The organism is Deinococcus sp. YIM 134068 (assembly GCF_036543075.1).
Classification (GTDB): domain Bacteria; phylum Deinococcota; class Deinococci; order Deinococcales; family Deinococcaceae; genus Deinococcus; species Deinococcus lichenicola.
The window spans coordinates 71,691-88,253 of sequence record NZ_JAZHPF010000007.1; the positions used below are offsets into that span (position 1 = coordinate 71,691).

Consider the following 16,563-nt stretch of genomic DNA (forward strand, 5'->3'; position numbering starts at 1 on the left):
GAGAAACACACTCCAACACGCCGTTAGACCGTCAGACGGTTAGACCGTTAGACCCCCGCCCCCCAGGAGGCCCCCTTGACCCTCAAACACCTCGGCCAGACCCGCAGCGTCGTCAACCCGGAGTACGCCCTCCTGACGCCCGAAACCTTCATCCGCACAGCCGTGGCCGAGTGGAAGGACACGGCCTGCCTCGTCCACATCGCCCCGGTGATCGGGCTGGGTGCCCGTTTCAGCCAGTTCACCGCCGAGATGCGTGCGGGCGCGGTGGCGAGCGCTCCGCCGAAGGGCGTTCAACGCTTCGTGTTCGTGCTCGACGGTGAGGTGGAGGTGCGCGTGGGCGGCGACACCCACCGCCTGACCGAGTACGGGTACGCCTACCTCCCCGCCGGGACGGATCACAGCATCCACGCGGGGGAGGCGGCCCGCGTCTCCGTCTTCGAGAAGCGGTTTCAGCCCCAGTTGGAGGGCCTGCCCGCGCCGGAGGTCTTCGTCGGCAACGAGCAGGACGTGGCGGGCACCGAGTTCGAGGGCGACCCCGGCCTCATCGCGCGCAAGCTGCTCCCCGACGCGCCGCAGTTCGACTTCATCGTGACCACCATGAGCTACGCGCCGGGGGCCACGCTGCCCTACGTGGAGATTCACTATATGGAACACGGCCTGCTGATGCTGGAGGGCGAGGGCATCTACCGCCTCGGCGAGCGGTACTTGCAGGTCACGAGGGGCGACGTGATCTGGATGGGTGCCCACTGCCCGCAGTGGTACGGGGCACTCGGCAAGACGTGGAGCAAGTACCTGCTCTACAAGGACATGAACCGTCATCCGCTAGAGCCGACGTAGGGCGGGGAGTCGCCAGTCACCAGTCGCCAGAAGGAACTATTGGACAACTATACGAATACAAGGAGTGTTTTTTGCTCCTCCCCCTTGAGGGGGGACGCCGGGACTGGTACAGCTCCGCAGGAGAGGGGGTGAGCGGGCCTGGCCTCCCCAGAACGTAGATAAACAACCACCCCAATCATCTGCCAGCGACTCGTCTTCTTTTCGACCAACGCTCCTGAACGTTCGTCAAAACGGCGGTCCTCCCCTCTTCCCTAACCCCTAACTGCTAAGCCCTGACGCCTCAAAGGAGGCCCCCATGACCGCCACCCACCCCCCCGCCCGCCTTCCCCTCACCACCCACTACGATGTTCGCCGTGACGCGGGGGGCCGCCGCTTCCTCGAACCGCTCGTGCGGGGCTTCGACCTCACGCGCATTCCGCTGCTGAATAAGGGAACTGCCTTCACCGAGGAGGAACGGGCCGCGCTGGGCCTCGACGGGCTGATCGCCCCGCAGGTGGACACGCTGGAGACGCTGGTGGAGAGATTGCACCGCGCCTACAGCAAGGTGACGGACCCGCTGGAGCGGCACGTCTTCCTCCGCAACCTGCAAGACCGCAACGAGGTGCTGTTCTACGCCCTCCTCGCCGCACATGTCGAGGAAATGCTGCCCGTCGTGTACACGCCGACCGTGGGGCTGGCGGTGCAGAACTTCAGCCAGATTTACCGGGTGCCGCGCGGCCTGACGCTCTCCACGGCGAATATCGGGCGGGCGGGGCAGGCCCTCGCCAACGTGCCCCTCAACGACGTTCGCATCATCGTGGCGACCGATTCCAGCGCCATCCTCGGTATCGGAGATCAGGGGTTCGGGGGCATGGCAATCAGTATCGGCAAGCTCAGCCTCTACGTGGTGGCGGGCGGCGTCGGGCCGGACAAGACCCTGCCCGTGGAGCTGGACGTGGGCACCAACCGTCAGGACCTGCTCGACGACCCCGATTACCTCGGCGTCCACCACACGCGCCTGACGGGCGACGAGTACCTGGCCTTCGTGGACCGTTTCGTGGAGGCGACGCGCGCCCGCTATCCGAAGGCGATCATCCAGTGGGAGGACTTCTCACGCGACGCGGCCTTCACGGTGCTGGAGCGGTATCGCAAGGTCGTGCCGAGCTTCAACGACGACATTCAGGGGACGGGCGCGGTGGTCCTCGCCGGGGTGCTGAACGCCTGCCGTCTGGGGGGCGAGCGGCTGCGCGACCAACGCATCGTCCTGCACGGGGCGGGTGCGGGCGGCATCGGGGTGACGGACGCGCTGCGTAGGGGCCTGATAGACGAGGGCCTGACCGACGAGGAGGCCCGCGCCCGCCTCTTCGTGCTGGACCAGACGGGCCTCCTCCTGACCGACCGCCGGTTGGACGGGTACAAGCAGCCCTACGCGCACGACCCGGCGGGCCTCGGCTTCACCTACGAGGGCCGCGCGCCGGGCCTGCTGGAGACGGTGCGGGGAGCGGGGGCGACCGTCCTCGTCGGCCTCTCCGGCGTGGCGGGCGCTTTCGGGGAGGACGTGGTGCGGGCGGTTCACGCGAACACCGCGCGGCCCATCGTCTTCCCCCTCTCCAACCCCACCGCCAACTGCGAGGCCCTGCCCGCCGACGTGCTGCGCTGGACGGATGGCGCGGCCCTCGTGGCGACGGGCAGCCCCTTCGACCCGGTGGAGCTGAACGGGCAGACGTACCCCGTCGGGCAGGGCAACAACGCCTTCATCTTCCCCGGCCTCGGCTTCGGGGCGATCCTCGCGGGCGTGCGCGAGATCACGGACGAGATGGTGGCGCAGGCGGCCTACGCCCTCGCGGAGTACACCGGGCGCACCCATCCCGACCGCCTCTACCCGCCCGTCTCGGAACTGCCGCAGGCGAGCGTGGAGGTCGCCGCGCGGGTCATCCGTCAGGCCGTGCGCGACGGCGTGGCGCAGGAGGCGGAGCTGGCGGAACTCGACGACGCGGCGCTGCTGGAGCGGGTGCGCGCGAAGTTCTGGGTGCCGAAGTATCTGCCGTTCCGCGCGCCCGCCGTCGGTGAGGAGGGGTGATGCTTTTCAGAGCGTGATCGAAAGGGACAAAACGCGCTTCTGTTGCTCCTCCCCCCTTGCGGGGGAGGCCGGGTGGGGGGTGGACGCTGCAGGCGTCCCAGGTGAGCTTCACCGTTGAAGAGAACCCTTCCAACGACGCTCTCGCCAGTCCAACAGCAGGGGCGGCCTCGTAAAATCTGAGCTGCCCCCTACCTCTGCCTACCCACTACCCCAGAATCATCCCCCGGCTCAGCCGCTCGTGCCGCTCCAGCAGGGGCGGCAGGTCCAGCGTCGTCACCCGCCCGCCCTCCACGACGGGCCGCCCGCCCACAAAGCTTAATGCCACACGCGGCGGGCCGCACAGGGTCAGGGCGGAGAGGGGATCGTGCCGCGCCCCGGCGAAGGCGAGGTCGCGCAGGTCCACGGCGATGAGGTCGGCGGCGAAACCCGGCGCGAGCTGGCCGAGGGCGTCCTCCCGGCCCAGCACCCGCGCGCCGCCCCGCGTGGCGAGCCAGAGGGCCTCGTAGGCAGTGAGGGCGTCCGCCGCTCGTGGGGCCTCGCCGGGCGTGCCGCGCACCCGCGAGGACAGGAGGGCCTGCCGTGCCTCCCCGAGCAGGTGCGCGCCGTCGTTGCTCGCGCTGCCGTCCACGCCGAGGGCCACCCGCACGCCCGCCTCCAGCAGCGTCCGCACCGGGGCGATGCCGCTCGCCAGCCGCATGTTGCTGCTCGGGCAGTGGGCGACGCCGCAGCCGCACTGGCCGAGGCGCGCCGCGTCCGCTTGGCTGAAGTGGACCCCGTGCGCGAACCACACGTCCGGCCCCAGCCACTCCAGCGACTCGGCGTAGTCCAGCGGGCGCAGGCCGAAGCGGGCCAGGCAGAAGGCGTCCTCGTCCGCCGTCTCCGCGAGGTGGGTGTGGAGCAGGACCCCGTGGGCGCGGGCCAGACGCGCGCTCTCGCGCATCAGGTCGCCCGTCACCGAGAAGGGCGAGCAGGGGGCGAGGGCCACCCGCGTCATCGCCAGGGGCCGGGGGTCGTGCAGCGCCGTGATCACGCGCTCGCTGTCGCGGAGGATGTCGTCCTCCCGCTCCACGGCGCGGTCGGGGGGCAGGCCCCCCTGCGACTCGCCGAGGCTCATGCTGCCGCGCGTCGCGTGGAAGCGCAGGCCGACCTCCTGCGCCGCCTCCACGGTGTCGTCCAGCCGCACCCCGTTCGGGTAGAGGTAGAGGTGGTCGCTGCTCGTCGTGCAGCCGGAGAGGGCGAGTTCGGCAAGTCCAACTTGCGTGCTCACGAAGGCCGCCTCCGGTGTCAGCCGCAGCCAGATCGGGTACAGCGTCCGCAGCCAGTCGAACAGCCCCGCATCCGGCGCGAGGCAGCGCGTCAGGTTCTGGTAGAGGTGGTGGTGAGTATTGATCAGGCCGGGCAGGACCACATGCCCGCTCAGGTCGCGCGTCTGGCAGTCGGGAGCGAGGAGGTCGGCGGGCAACTCGCTCTCCGGGCCGACCCAGCGCACGCGCTCGCCCTCGATGAGAACGGCGGCGTCCGGGATGGGCGCGTCGGGCGAAGTCCGTTCCCCCCGCATCGTCAGCAGAGTGTGGATGCCGCGCAGCAACGTCTGTGCTTCTGTCATACCTGACCTCCTTGAACGAAAACTGGCCCCGACACGCTGTCAGGACCAGGGGTTGTGAGGGCTGAACTTTCCCGGAGTCTACATCTTTCTACTCCCCCACGAGCCAGATGTAGCGGACGAGCAGCAGCGCCGCCACCCCGTACAGGATGGGGCTGACCTTGCGGCCCTGCCCACTCAGGAGCTTGATCGCGCAGTAGGAGATGACGCCGAGGCTCACGCCGTTGGCGATGGAGAAGGTCAGCGGCATGGCGATGACGGTCAGGAAGGCGGGCAGGCCCTCGCTGATGTCGTCCCAGTCCACGTGCTTGACGCCCTCCATCATGAGCGCCCCCACCAGAATCAGGGCCGGGGCGGTGGCGGCCCCCGGAATGGCGGCGGCGAGCGGCCACAGGAACATGGCGAGGAGGAACAGCACCCCCACCGTCACGGCGGTCAGGCCCGTGCGCCCGCCCTCGCCGATGCCCGAGGCCGACTCCACGTAGGCGGTCGTCGTGGAGGTGCCCATGAACGCGCCGAACATGGCCGCCAGCCCGTCCATCGCGAAGAGGCGGCGGGCGCGCGGCATGTTGCCGTTCGCGTCGAGGAAGCCCGCCCGCTGCGAGAGGCCCGTCAGCGTGCCCGTCGCGTCGAAGAAGTCCACGAAGAAGAACGTGAACACCACGCTCAGCAGCCCCAGCCCCAGCGCCCCGGCGAGGTCCATCTGGCCCACGAGCGACGCGGGCCACACGGGCGCTCCGAAGATGCCCAGGAAGGCACCGCCGAAGCCGGGGAAGGCGCGCAAGGCCCCCTCCGACCCGCCCGCGTACACGGCGGCCCCCGTCACGATGGCGAGCGCCGTCGTCGTCAGGATGCCCCACAGGATCGCGCCCGTCACCCGCCGGGTCATCAGAACGGCGGTGATGAGCAGGCCGACGAGTGACAACCACACGGTCGGACTTCTGAGCGACCCCAGCCCCAGCAGCGTCGCCTCGTTGCTCACGACGAGTCCGGCGCTCCGCAGCCCCAGGAAGGCGAGGAACGCGCCGATGCCGCCCGTGATGGCGAACTTCAACGCGGTCGGGATGGCCTGGACGATGGCCTGCCGCGCCCCGATCACGCTCAGGACCACGAACAGAACGCCGCTGACGAACACCGCCCCCAGCGCCGTCTGCCACGGCACGCCCAGCCCCTGTACCACCGTGAAGGCGAAAAAGGCGTTCAGGCCCATGCCCGGTGCCTGCGCGAAGGGATACTTGGCGATCAGCCCCATCACGAACGACCCGAAGGCCGCCGCGATGGCCGTCGTCATCAGGAGCTGCACGAAGGCGTTGGGGACGTTGATCGCCGCGCTCAAAACCTGCGGATTCACGAAGAGGATGTAGCTCATCGTGAGAAACGTCGTGAGGCCCGCCCGGACCTCACGCGAGACGGTCGAGCCATGTGCGCTCAGCCCGAAGAAGCGGTCGAGACCAGAACTGGGAACGGTGCGCGTCGTGGAAGCGTCGGACATGGGAGGACTCCTTGAGGGTGACGGCTCGGGGGGCGTTTGAAGGGCAAGCGGGGCTGGCCACCCCCCACCCGGCCTCCCCCGCAGGGGGGGAGGAGCTGAAAGACCACGCTGCTCGTCTTGCTATGAACGTTGGGCGACTTCACGCGCTCAGAATGGGTTCTTGGCGTTCAGACGAATGACTACGAGAAGATCACGAGTTCTCTTTTTTGCTCCCTCTCCCCTTGCGGGAGAGGGCTGGGGAGAGGGGTGACGAGCAACGCTCGTCCTTCTGCCAGACGGCAAAAACACCTCTACTGCCCGATCTGCGATTCACATCAAGCGTCTTGATGGGAGAGGCCGGGTGGGGGTGAGCGGGCCTGGCTCAGAAGAAACCCTGTCCTCTACCTCCCCAGTTCTTTCGCAGACCGCTGACGGCTGACCGCTCCCCCTCACGCCCTCACCCCCACCTCCGGCGCGGCGGACCGGGCGTACACCTCGTCACCGCCCACCCACACGCGGTCCACGTCCGATTGCGTGCCCAGCGTGAACAGGGCGGCCAGGGTGCGGCCCGGCCCGTCCGAGTGGCGCAGCACGGTGTCGAGGGTGCTGTCCTGCGGCGGACGGAGGTACACGGCGTCGAACGCCTTGCCCACGGAGAAGTCCCCGGTCGTCTCCTCCAGCCCCAACGCCTCAGCGCCCGCGCGGGTCGCCAGATACAGGAGGTGGGCGGGGCTGAGCGGTTCGCCCACCTCCCCCAACAGTTGCTGCATGAAGTACGCCTGCAAGCCCTCCTTGAGCATGGAAAAGCCCGTGCCCCCGCCCACGTCGGTGCCCAGCGAGACGTGGACGCCCGCCCGCAGGTGCCGCCGCAGCGGGAACAGGCCGCTGCCCAGCGCCGAGTTGCTGCACGGGCAGTGGGCGACCGAGCAGCGGTGTTCGGCCATCACGCCGAGTTCGCGGTCGGAGGGGTGAACGTTGTGTGCGAGGACGCCCCGGCGGGTGACGAGGCCCGCCCGCTCATAGGTGTCGAGATAGTCGCGGGCAGCGGGGAACAGGTCGCGCACGGTCCCGATCTCGCGCGGACTCTCGTTGATGTGGGAAGTGAAGCGCACGGTGGGGAACTCACGGGTCAACGTCCCGCAGGCGTCGAGCATCGCCTCGCTCGCGGAGAGCGAGAAGCGCGGCGTGACGGCGTACAGGAGGCGTCCGACCCCGTGCCAGCGTTCGATGAGGGTGCGGCCCTCGGCGTAGGCCCGCTCCGGCGTGGTGTGGAGTTCGGGGCGCAGGAGACGGTCGGAGACGACCTGCCCGGCGACGATCCGCAGGCCGGTGTCCTGTGCCCACGAGAAGAACTCCTCCATCGCGGAGGCGTAGTGACTTCCGAACACGAGCGCGGTCGTCGTACCGTTCGCGGCGAGGGCGGACAGGAACTCGTGGGCCACGGCGCGGGCGTGGGCGCGGTCGGCCATGCGCGCCTCCTCGGGCAGGGCGTTGCGGTCCAGCCACTCCAGCAGGTGCATCCCCAGCCCGCCGATGACCCGCACCTGCGGGTAGTGGACGTGGGTGTCCACGAAGCCCGGCAGCAGCACCCCGCCGCGCAGGTCCACGACCTCGGCGCGGGGGTGGGCCGCCCGCACCTCGGCGAAGGGGCCGCAGGCGAGGATCGTCCCCTCCTCCCCCACCAGCAGGCCGCCGTCGTCCAGCGCGTGCAGGGCATCCTGTGCGGTGAAGGCGTTCTCGGGCGTGTGCATCAGGGTGGCGCGGTAGAGCCTCATGGGGTCCTCTGGGGGATGGGAGAGGGGGCGGGTTCGGCCTCCATGACCTGCTGAAGCTGCGCGGCCACACTCAGGGCGATGACGGCGGGACTCTTGCCGCGAATGCCGGGCAGGCCGATGGGGGTGGTGATGCGCGTCAGAGCGTCCGGGGAGTGTCCGACCGCCGCCAATTGCTCGCGGAACCGCGCCCACTTGACCTTCGAGCCGATCAGCCCGACGAAGCCGAGGTCGGGGCGGCGCAATGCGGCGTCACACAGGGCGGCGTCCTCCGCGTGGTCGTGCGTCATGACGACGAGGTGCGATCCGGCGGGCAGGTCGGCGAGCGCGAGTTCGGGGATAGGCGTGTGGTGGACGTGCCGCCGCGCCGCGCCGCCCTCAAGCCCGGCCAGCCGCTCCGGTGCGAGTTGTGCCGCCCGCGAGTCGATCAGGTGCAGGTGGACGGGCAACGTGTTCAGGATGTGCGCCAGCGCGAGGCCGACGTGCCCGACCCCGAAGATGGCGAGGTGTGGGCGCACGGTGGCGAGCGGTTCGAGGAGGAGCGTCACCTCGCCGCCGCAGCACTGCCGCCCGTACTCGTTCGGGGCGCGGTCGGTCAGGCGCAGGGTGAGCAGTTCGGGGGCTGAGGCCCCGCAGGCGAGCAGGGCGCGGGCACGCTCTACGGCGGTCGCCTCCAGGTTGCCGCCGCCCACGCTGTCCCACGTCTCCGCCGTCCCGACGACCATCTTCGCCCCCGCCTCACGCGGGGCATGGCCGCGCACCGCCGCGACGGTGACGAGGACGCCCGGCTCGCCCCGCTCAGCGAGAGTTTGAACAGCGGTCAGCCAATTGGGGGCCATGTCAGGGAGCCGCCACTGGGGATTGGGAAGGGTTTGGCTGGCTGGCTAGTAAGAGGGCAAGCTTCGCTTGCCACCCCCCTCCCAACCTCCCCCACAAGGGGGGAGGAGCGAAAAGCCCGAGTCGTTGGTCAAAGTTAGCTGCAACGTCTGACTTCTGAACCAGCCTCTCAGCTTGCTTTTTGCTCCTCCCCCTTGAGGGGGGAGGCCGGGAGGGGGTGAACGAGCCTGGCCCCCCGAAAGACGAAGTGTTCGTCCAATCTTTCATCAGTCTGCCGCCACTTCCGCCCGTGCGCTCGCCTGCCGCGCCGTGTCCAGCGCCCAGAACACGGCCTCCGGGGTGGCGGGGCTGGCGAGGAGGGGTTCCCGACCGCCCGGCCCGAAGGCCGCCGCCGCCTGCCGGAGCGCCTCGCGGACGCTGATCGCCAGCATCAGGGGCGGCTCGCCCACCGCCTTGGAGCCGTACACCACGCCGCTCTCGGTGGCCCGCTCCAGGAGGGCGACGTTGAACACTTCGGGCACCTCCGAGAAGGAGGGGAGCTTGTAGGTGCTCGCCGACTGGGTGGCGAGGCGGCCCCGGTGCGGCCCGTCGGATGTGTCCCAGCGCAGGTCCTCCAGCGTGAGCCAACCCGCGCCCTGCACGAAGCCGCCCTCCACCTGCCCGATGTCGATTAGGGGTGAGAGGCTGTCGCCCACGTCGTGCAGGATGTCCACCCGGCGCAGGCGGGAGGCCCCGGTGAAGCCGTCCACCTCCACCTCGCTCACCGACGCGCCGTAGGAGAAGTATTTGAACGGCTCGCCCTGCATCGTGGTGCGGTCCCAGTGGAGGCCCGGCGTGCGGTAGAAGCCCGCCGCCCAGAGCTGCGTCCGCAGGTGGTAGGCGTCGTGGACGACCTGCCGGAAGTCCATCCCAAGTTCGGGGTGCCCGACCGGAAAGACCCGCCCCCGCTCGAAGCGCACGTCGTTCGGGTGGACGCCCAGCGCCCCCACCTTCGCCGCCACGGTGCCCAGCGACCCCGCCGCCACCGCCGCCAGCCGCGCCTTGATCTGCTCGCAGGCGTCCTTGATGGCCCCGCCGTTGAGATCCGCGCCGCTGCTCGCCGCCGTTGCGCTCGTGTTCGGTACCTTGTCCGTGCGGGTGGGTGCGAGCCGCACGCAGGAGAGGGGCACGCCGAGGGCGGTGGCCGCGACCTGCATCATCTTCGTGTGGAGGCCCTGCCCCATCTCGGTGCCGCCGTGGTTGATGAGGACCGAGCCGTCCTTGTAGACGTGGACGAGCGCCCCCGCCTGGTTGTACGCCGTGAAGTTGAAGGAGATGCCGAACTTGACGGGCGTGACGGCGAGGCCACGCTTGACGTGCGGGTGCGCCGCGTTGAAAGCTCGCACCTCCTCCGCCCGCGCCGCGAAGTCCGAGCGGGCGAGCAGCGTCTCCCACAGGTCCGCCAGCCGCTCGGCATGCCGGACGGGTTGCCCGTAGGGGGTGGCCTCGCCGGGCTGATAGAAGTTGCGGCGGCGCAGCTCGTGGGCCTCCAGCCCGAGGAGCGGGGCGCAGCGGCCCAGGATGTCCTCGATCACGAGCATCCCTTGCGGTCCACCGAAGCCCCGGAAGGCCGTCTGGGAGGTCTTATTGGTCCTGGCGATGCGACCGTGAACCTCTACGTGCGGAATGAAATAGGCGTTGTCGATGTGGCACAGGGCGCGGGCCAGCACCGGCTCGGAGAGGTCGAGGCTCCACCCGCCGTCCGAGGTGAGGGTGGCCTGGAGGGCGAGGAGGTGGCCGTCCGCGTCGAAGCCGACCCGCCAGCTCGCGTGAAAGGGGTGACGCTTGCCCGTCATGGTGAGGTCCTGCGTGCGGTTGAGGCGCAGCCGGACCGGGCGGCCCGTCAGTACCGCGCCCAGCGCCGCCACCGCCGCGAAGCCGTGGGGCTGCATCTCCTTGCCGCCGAAGCCGCCGCCCATCCGCAGACACTGAACCGTCACCTCGCTGCTCGTGAGACCGAGGACGTGCGCCACGATCTCCTGCGTCTCGGTGGGGTGCTGGGTGCTGCTCTGGACGAAGACCTGTCCGTTCTCATCCACCGTGGCGAGCGAGGCGTTCGTCTCCAGATAGAAATGCTCCTGCCCGCCGAACTCGAACTCGCCCTCGAAGACGTGGGTGGCCTGACTCAACCCGTACTCGGCGTCGCCCCGGCGCAGGGTGGGCTGGTTGCCCTGGAACGACCCGGCGGCGATGGCCTCCGTGAGCGTGAGGAGGGCGGGCAGCGGTTCGTACTCGATCTCGATGGCCTCGGCCCCCAGCCGCGCGGCGTCGGCGCTCTCGCCCAGCACCCAGCAGACCGCGTGGCCGTGGAACATGACCTCGGAGGGAAACAGCGGCTCGTCGTGCTTCACGCCCGCGTCGTTCACGCCCGGCACGTCCTCGGCGGTGAGGACCCGCACCACGCCGGGCACGCTCAGGGCGGGGGCGACGTTCAGCCGCGTGACCCGCGCGTGGGCGTGCGGGGCCTGAAGGGGCCAGGCGTGGAGGAGGTTCTGGAGCCGCACGCCGAGGTCGTCCGTGTACAGCGCGTGCCCGGTGACATGCAGTTCGGCGCTCTCGTGCGGGATGGCCTCGCCCACCGCGCCCACCGGGGGCCGTTCATGCAGGCTCGTCATACGCCCACCTCCTCGCCCGTCTTCTCGAAGTAGAACTTGAGCAGGGACTGTTCCAGCATCGCCGCCCGGTACGCCGCCGACGCGCGGTGGTCGTCCAGCGGTGTACCCTCGCCGCGCAGCACGCGGGCGGCCTCGCGTACGGTGCGCTCGTTCCAGACCTTGCCGGTCAGGGCCTCCTCGGTCGCGTAAGCCCGAATGGGCGTCGCCGCCACCCCCCCCAGTCCGATGCGAATGGTCTTCACCCGGTCGCCGTCCAACCTCAGCGCAAGGCCGACCGCCACGCTGGAGATGTCGTCGAAGCGGCGCTTGGCGATCTTGTGGAAGGCGGTGACGGGCGCGAGCGGCAGCGGAATCCGCACGGCGCGGATGAGTTCGTCCCCACGCCGGACGGTGCGGCGGTAGCCCGTGAAGTAGTCGGCGAGGGGCACCTCCCGCTCCCCCGCCCGCGAGGCGAGGACCACCCGCGCGTCGAGGGCGAGCAGCACGGGCGGGCTGTCTCCGATGGGGCTGGCCGTGCCGAGGTTGCCGCCCAGCGTGGCGCTGTTGCGGATCAGGCGCGAGGCGAAGTGCGGCAGCCACTCGGCGAGGAGAGGCACCCGGCCCGCGAGCCGCCGCTCGATCTCCGAGAGGCTCAGGGCCGCGCCGATTTCCAGGTGATCGTCCGCCCACGCGAAGGTCCGCAATTCCGGCAGCCCGTCTACCGCCACCGTTACCCCGGCGCGGGCGTGGCGCAGGTTGACCTCCACCGCCCAGTCGGTGCCGCCCGCGAGAAGCCGGGCGTCCGGGTGCGCCGCGAGCAGGTCGAAGGCGTCGGCAAGTGCGGTGGGACGGTGAAAGTCGCCGTCCGGGGTTCGCAGGGTCGTGAGCTGTGGAGTGGGAGCAGCCTGCTCACAGCGCCGCGCGAAGGTATCTTCCTGTGCCGGACCACCCAGCGCCCGCGCCGCGTCCTCGATGGGGCGGTAGCCCGTGCAGCGGCAGAGGTTCCCGCTCAGGGCGTGGATGTCGAAGTCGGCGGCGGGCCGTTCCGGGCGGTAATACTCGGCGGCCATGCTCACCACGAAGCCGGGCGTGCAGTACCCGCACTGCGAGCCGCCTCGCACGGCGAGTTCGCGCTGAACGGGGTGCAGCGCGCCGGGCCGCCCCAGCCCCTCGGCGGTCACGACCTCCTGCCCCTCCAGGGCACCCAGCATGACGAGGCAGGCGTTGACCGATTCCAGCCGGGTGCCGCCGTCCTCGCTCGGGCGGGCGACGAGGACCGCGCAGGCCCCGCACTCGCCCTCCGCGCAGCCCTCCTTGCTTCCGGTGAGGCCCTGATCGCGCAGCCAATTGAGCAGGGTGGTGTGGGGACGCACGCCCCGCGCCTCGCGCGGCACGCCGTTCACGGTAAGGGTGATGCTGTCCATCGTCGCTCCTTTCGTGGAGGGGGAAAACCAAAAAGGCGAGCCGACTCATGCCTGCCACACGCCGACCCGTGGGGGTCAGGCGCATGGTTGACGCACGAGGCGGACCGCTGGTTATCCATGCAGAACAGTGGTCAGGTTGTGGGTGAAGGGTACTCCGACGCGCGGAGGGGAACAAGGGTGGGGGTAGACAGCGGGGAGGATGGAGAGGGAGTTGACGAGTTGGTTTTCAGGGTTGCCAGGCCCACTTCACCCCCTCCCGGCCTCCCCCCTCAAGGGGGAGGAGCTAAGAAGCGAAAGCTCAAGCTTTGGCTCTGTTTCTCCCTCCCTCCTTGTTGGGGAGGGCCGGGGAGGGGGGAAACGTGGACAGCAGACCCCGGCACATCCCCCTCAGCTCCCCCGGTAAGTGCTGTACGACCATGGCGTCATCACCAGCGGGACGTGGTAGTGCCCCGAGGCGTCGCTCACGGTGAAGCGCAGGGTCACGAGGTCGAGGAAGGGGACGGCGGGTGCGGCCTCGAAGCCCTCGAAGTAGGGGGCAACGTGGAAGGTCAGCTCGAAGGTGCCGGGCGTCAGGCTACCGCGTTCGATCAGGGGGGCGTCGGTCCGCCCGTCCGCGTTCGTCACGGCCCCCGCGACCCGGCGGCGTTCCCCGCCCTCCACCGCGAACAGTTCCACCCGCACCCCGGCGGCGGGACGGCCCCGCGCCGTGTCGAGGACGTGGGTGGTGAGGCCCGCGTGTCCCGCCATCAGGCCCGCTCCGGAAACGTTCGCGTCCCCTGGCGAACGTTTCCCGACCGGAGGGAGAAGGAGAAAGCGCGGGTTCCGTGGAGTGCAGAACCTTCCGGTGCCCCCCCGGAAGGGACGGAACGGAGCGGAATCCGCGCCATCAGGCCCGCTCCACCCAGCCCTCCATCAGGCCGTAGGGTTCGGGGTCCACGTGGAAGATTTCGTTGTTGTTCTCCAGCCCGAAGCGTTCGAGGTTGTACTTCAGGTGATGCTTGTTGGGCATCTGGAACCAGATTCGCGAAATCTCCGGGCAGCGCGTCAGCACGGCCTGACCCAGCAGGTAGAGCGTGTTCTGGAGGCTCGGCGAGTAGTGGTCGGTGAACGTCTCCTGAATCTGGGTGTAGGCCCGAGTCCACACGTCGTCGTAGTCCACGTCGCCGGGGTTGTACTCCCACTTGGCCGTGACGAAGGTCGCCATCACGCGGTCATGCGTCTCCGGGAGGGTGGTGAAGCGTTCGTTCAGGAGGTAGCCGGCCCAGCCGCTCTGGGTCGTCTTGAGGACGTACAGCTCCTCGATGCCCGACGTGACCTTGAAGCTCTGGCCGTCGCCCTCCACGCGGGCGGTGCGCTTCGGCATCAGCCGGACGAAGGCGTGGTCGTGGCCCTCGCCGCCCACCTGCACGCGGTCCCAGAGGTGTTCGGTGAACTCCGCGAAGGCTCCCGTCACCTTCGGCCCAGTCTTCACGAAGTGGGCGACGAGTTCCTTCCCGAACTCCTCCGGGCTGCCCGCGAAGCCCTCCTTCGCCAGCCCGTAGATCGTGTTGCGTACCGTGTCCGTGGCGACGAGATCGGTGTTGTCGCCGTCCACGTGCGCGGCGTCGAAGTCGCCCGTCATGGCGACGCGCACCCGAAGCTCCCGGACGCGGTGGCGCGGCGTGTCGCGGAAGACCTTGAAGAGGTTGACCTCGGCCTTGCCGTAGTTGTTCTCGCCGAGGCGGACCCTGACCTGTGTGGGGGCGTCCTGGGTCTGAGTGTTCTGTGTCTGCGTCATGCGTTCTCTCCTCCCTCGTCCTGCCGGACCAGATCGAGTACCCGGAGCCGGGCGATTCTGCCGATTTCCCGCAGGGCGGTGGCCCGCTCCTGTTCGGGGGTGTGCGTGAGGCGTGCGGCGGCACCCGCGAGGATGCTCTCCTTCGTGTTCTCCCGCACGCAGACGATGTAGGGCATGTCGAACTTCTCGTGGTAGGCCGCATTGACCCGGTGAAACTCGGCGTACTCCTCGGGGGTGAGGCGGTCCAGCCCCGCCGACGCCTGCTCGTTCGCCGACTCGGGCGTGACCTCCCCCGCCAGCGCCGCCTTGCCCGCGAGGTCGGGGTGGGCGCGGATGAGGGCGAGTTGCTCCCCTGCGGAGTCCTCCTGCACGGCCCCGGTGAAGGCGGCGGCCAGCTCCTCCACGCTCCGGTAGGGTCTCCCCTCCCCCACCCGCTCCGCGTAGCGCGGGCTGTGTTCCAGCACGCCGCCGAAGGTCCGCACGAACTCAGTCAGGGGGAGGGCGTTGGCGTCGTCCAGGGTCAGGCTGAGCGTGCGGGTCAATGGAGATCACCGACTTCGGGGGCGTGGGCGGCGGTGTCGGCGGTGGAGGAGAGCTGTGCGCGGTCACTCCCGACGATGTGGAAGAGGATGTTGAGCAGGATGGCGGCGATGGCCCCGGCGGTGATGCCGCTCTCCAGGAAGAGGCCCGCCCAGTCCGGCAGCTTCTCGTACAGGGTGGGCACGGTGGAGGGAATCACGCCGAGCGCGATGCTCACCGCCACGATGGTCAGGTTGCGGGTGTCGGCCATGTTCACGCGGGCGAGCGTCTGGATGCCCGCCGCCGCCACCGTCCCGAAGAGCACCAGCCCGGCCCCGCCCAGCACCGGCAGGGGAATGGACGCCACGAGCGCCCCCAGCTTGGGAAAGAAGCCCAGCAGCATCAGGATCACGCCCGCCGCCGCCACCACGAAGCGGCTCTTGATGCCCGTGAAGCGCACCAGACCGACGTTCTGCGCGAAGGCCGTGAAGGGAAAGACGTTGAAGATGCCGCCGAGCGCGGTGGACAGGCCGTCGGCCCGCAGGCCCGCCGTCACGTCGTCGGCGCTGACGGGCTTCTCCACGATCTCCCCGATGGCGAGCAGGTCGGCGGTCGTCTCCACCATCACCACGAGCATCACCAGGATCATGGACAGGATGGGAATGAGCGCGAAGGTGGGAAAGCCGAAGAAGAAGGGCGGCGTGAAGCCCACGAGGGCGGCGGTGCCCACCGTGCCGAAGGACGCCTGCCCGAAGATCGCCGCGACCACCGTCCCGAACACGAGGCCCAGCAGCACGGCGACCCGGCTCCAGAACCCCCGCGCGAAGCGGGTCACGAGCAGCACGAACAGCATGGTCAGCGCGGCCAGCCCCAGATTCGCCGGGGCACCGAAGGTCTCGGCGGCGGGGTTGCCCCCTCCCGCCCAGCGGATCGCCACGGGCATCAGCGAGATGCCGATGAGGGTGATGACCGTTCCCGCGACCACGGGCGGAAAGAAGCGCAGCAGCCGCGAGAAGTACGGCGCGAGCAGCACCGTGAACAGGCCCGCCACGATCACCGCCCCGTAGATGCCCGGCAGGCCATAGTCCCGCCCGATCAGGATCATGCTCGCCAGCGCCGCGAAGGTCGTTCCCTGCACGATGGGCAGCTTGGCCCCGAAGCCGGGAAACCCGAGGGTCTGGATCAGGGTGGCGACCCCGCACATGAAGAAGCTCGCGTTGACGATCCTCACCACCTGATCGGGCGGAAGGTTGATGGCGCTCGCCAGCACGAGCGGCACGGCGATGATGCCCGCGTACATGCTCAGGACGTGTTGCAGCCCGAAGGCGACCATGCGCCCGGTGGGTGGCACCTCGTCGACGGGGTGGACGGACGGAACCGGTGCTGCTCGCGTCATACGAACCTCCCTATGGGTGGGGGTGGACGTGGGTGGAGCATACGCCCGGAGAGACAGCTGATTGGGGACCACCGGCAGGCCAACTACTTAGATGTCTATCTATGGTGTGAAGTGATGGTAAAGGTCAGGGAACGATCTGTCAAGCAGTGAAGTTGATTTTTGCTCTGTGAAATCAACTCCGCCATGTGACACAGAGAAGCGCGTGCTACGCTCTGTCTGCTCCCAAGCGCAATCT

12 protein-coding genes are annotated in these 16,563 nt (G+C 69.5%); 2 read left to right on the forward strand and 10 right to left on the reverse strand.

What is annotated here, in order from left to right:
* The first annotated feature begins 75 nt into the window (after positions 1 to 75).
* Both allE and V3W47_RS09235 read left to right on the forward strand, forming a co-directional pair.
* Positions 76 to 837 (forward strand): (S)-ureidoglycine aminohydrolase, encoded by a 762-nt coding sequence (allE, locus tag V3W47_RS09230; protein ID WP_331824917.1) that lies wholly within the window; start codon positions 76 to 78, stop codon positions 835 to 837.
* Between the two features lie 295 nt (positions 838 to 1,132).
* Positions 1,133 to 2,896, forward strand: a complete 1,764-nt coding sequence (locus tag V3W47_RS09235) for an NAD-dependent malic enzyme (RefSeq protein WP_331824918.1) — start codon at positions 1,133 to 1,135, stop codon at positions 2,894 to 2,896.
* Between the two features lie 205 nt (positions 2,897 to 3,101).
* Here the strand turns inward: V3W47_RS09235 and V3W47_RS09240 are convergent, their stop codons facing one another.
* The 10 genes from V3W47_RS09240 to V3W47_RS09285 all read right to left on the reverse strand — a co-directional run bounded on the left by V3W47_RS09240 (position 3,102) and on the right by V3W47_RS09285 (position 16,328).
* A complete protein-coding gene (locus V3W47_RS09240) occupies positions 3,102 to 4,502 on the reverse strand; it encodes an 8-oxoguanine deaminase (protein WP_331824919.1) in 1,401 nt (466 codons plus the stop codon).
* An 88-nt stretch (positions 4,503 to 4,590) separates the two neighbouring features.
* Positions 4,591 to 5,991: an NCS2 family permease gene (locus V3W47_RS09245; protein ID WP_331824920.1), complete on the reverse strand. Its 1,401-nt coding sequence runs from the start codon at positions 5,989 to 5,991 to the stop codon at positions 4,591 to 4,593.
* Positions 5,992 to 6,419: 428 nt separating this feature from the next.
* Positions 6,420 to 7,745 (reverse strand): guanine deaminase, encoded by a 1,326-nt coding sequence (guaD, locus tag V3W47_RS09250; RefSeq protein WP_331824921.1) that lies wholly within the window; start codon positions 7,743 to 7,745, stop codon positions 6,420 to 6,422.
* Positions 7,742 to 8,581, reverse strand: a complete 840-nt coding sequence (xdhC, locus tag V3W47_RS09255) for a xanthine dehydrogenase accessory protein XdhC (RefSeq protein WP_331824922.1) — start codon at positions 8,579 to 8,581, stop codon at positions 7,742 to 7,744. Before xdhC ends, guaD begins: the two co-directional genes overlap by 4 nt.
* Positions 8,582 to 8,845: 264 nt before the next feature.
* Positions 8,846 to 11,233, reverse strand: a complete 2,388-nt coding sequence (gene xdhB, locus V3W47_RS09260) for a xanthine dehydrogenase molybdopterin binding subunit (RefSeq protein ID WP_331824923.1) — start codon at positions 11,231 to 11,233, stop codon at positions 8,846 to 8,848.
* Positions 11,230 to 12,636 (reverse strand): xanthine dehydrogenase small subunit, encoded by a 1,407-nt coding sequence (locus tag V3W47_RS09265; protein ID WP_331824924.1) that lies wholly within the window; start codon positions 12,634 to 12,636, stop codon positions 11,230 to 11,232. The genes xdhB and V3W47_RS09265 overlap by 4 nt, the downstream gene beginning before the upstream one ends.
* Positions 12,637 to 13,023: 387 nt before the next feature.
* The gene (uraH, locus tag V3W47_RS09270) at positions 13,024 to 13,383 is read right to left on the reverse strand and encodes a hydroxyisourate hydrolase (RefSeq protein WP_331824925.1); all 360 of its coding nucleotides are present in this window, start codon (positions 13,381 to 13,383) and stop codon (positions 13,024 to 13,026) included.
* A gap of 139 nt (positions 13,384 to 13,522) precedes the next feature.
* Positions 13,523 to 14,413 carry a factor-independent urate hydroxylase gene (gene pucL / locus V3W47_RS09275; RefSeq protein WP_331824926.1) on the reverse strand — a complete coding sequence of 297 codons (891 nt, stop codon included), beginning with the start codon at positions 14,411 to 14,413 and terminating at the stop codon, positions 13,523 to 13,525.
* A complete protein-coding gene (gene uraD, locus V3W47_RS09280) occupies positions 14,410 to 14,955 on the reverse strand; it encodes a 2-oxo-4-hydroxy-4-carboxy-5-ureidoimidazoline decarboxylase (RefSeq protein WP_331824927.1) in 546 nt (181 codons plus the stop codon). Before uraD ends, pucL begins: the two co-directional genes overlap by 4 nt.
* Positions 14,952 to 16,328: a nucleobase:cation symporter-2 family protein gene (locus tag V3W47_RS09285; RefSeq protein WP_331824928.1), complete on the reverse strand. Its 1,377-nt coding sequence runs from the start codon at positions 16,326 to 16,328 to the stop codon at positions 14,952 to 14,954. The genes uraD and V3W47_RS09285 overlap by 4 nt, the downstream gene beginning before the upstream one ends.
* Positions 16,329 to 16,563 lie beyond the last annotated feature (235 nt).

Coding starts and splice junctions, on each gene's coding strand:
- V3W47_RS09235 (WP_331824918.1), top strand. CDS start 1,133: ATGACCGCCACCCACCCCCCCGCCCGCCTTCCCCTCACCACCCACTAC.
- V3W47_RS09240 (WP_331824919.1), bottom strand. CDS start 4,502: ATGACAGAAGCACAGACGTTGCTGCGCGGCATCCACACTCTGCTGACG.
- V3W47_RS09245 (WP_331824920.1), bottom strand. CDS start 5,991: ATGTCCGACGCTTCCACGACGCGCACCGTTCCCAGTTCTGGTCTCGAC.
- guaD (WP_331824921.1), bottom strand. CDS start 7,745: ATGAGGCTCTACCGCGCCACCCTGATGCACACGCCCGAGAACGCCTTC.
- xdhC (WP_331824922.1), bottom strand. CDS start 8,581: ATGGCCCCCAATTGGCTGACCGCTGTTCAAACTCTCGCTGAGCGGGGC.
- xdhB (WP_331824923.1), bottom strand. CDS start 11,233: ATGACGAGCCTGCATGAACGGCCCCCGGTGGGCGCGGTGGGCGAGGCC.
- V3W47_RS09265 (WP_331824924.1), bottom strand. CDS start 12,636: ATGGACAGCATCACCCTTACCGTGAACGGCGTGCCGCGCGAGGCGCGG.
- uraH (WP_331824925.1), bottom strand. CDS start 13,383: ATGGCGGGACACGCGGGCCTCACCACCCACGTCCTCGACACGGCGCGG.
- pucL (WP_331824926.1), bottom strand. CDS start 14,413: ATGACGCAGACACAGAACACTCAGACCCAGGACGCCCCCACACAGGTC.
- V3W47_RS09285 (WP_331824928.1), bottom strand. CDS start 16,328: ATGACGCGAGCAGCACCGGTTCCGTCCGTCCACCCCGTCGACGAGGTG.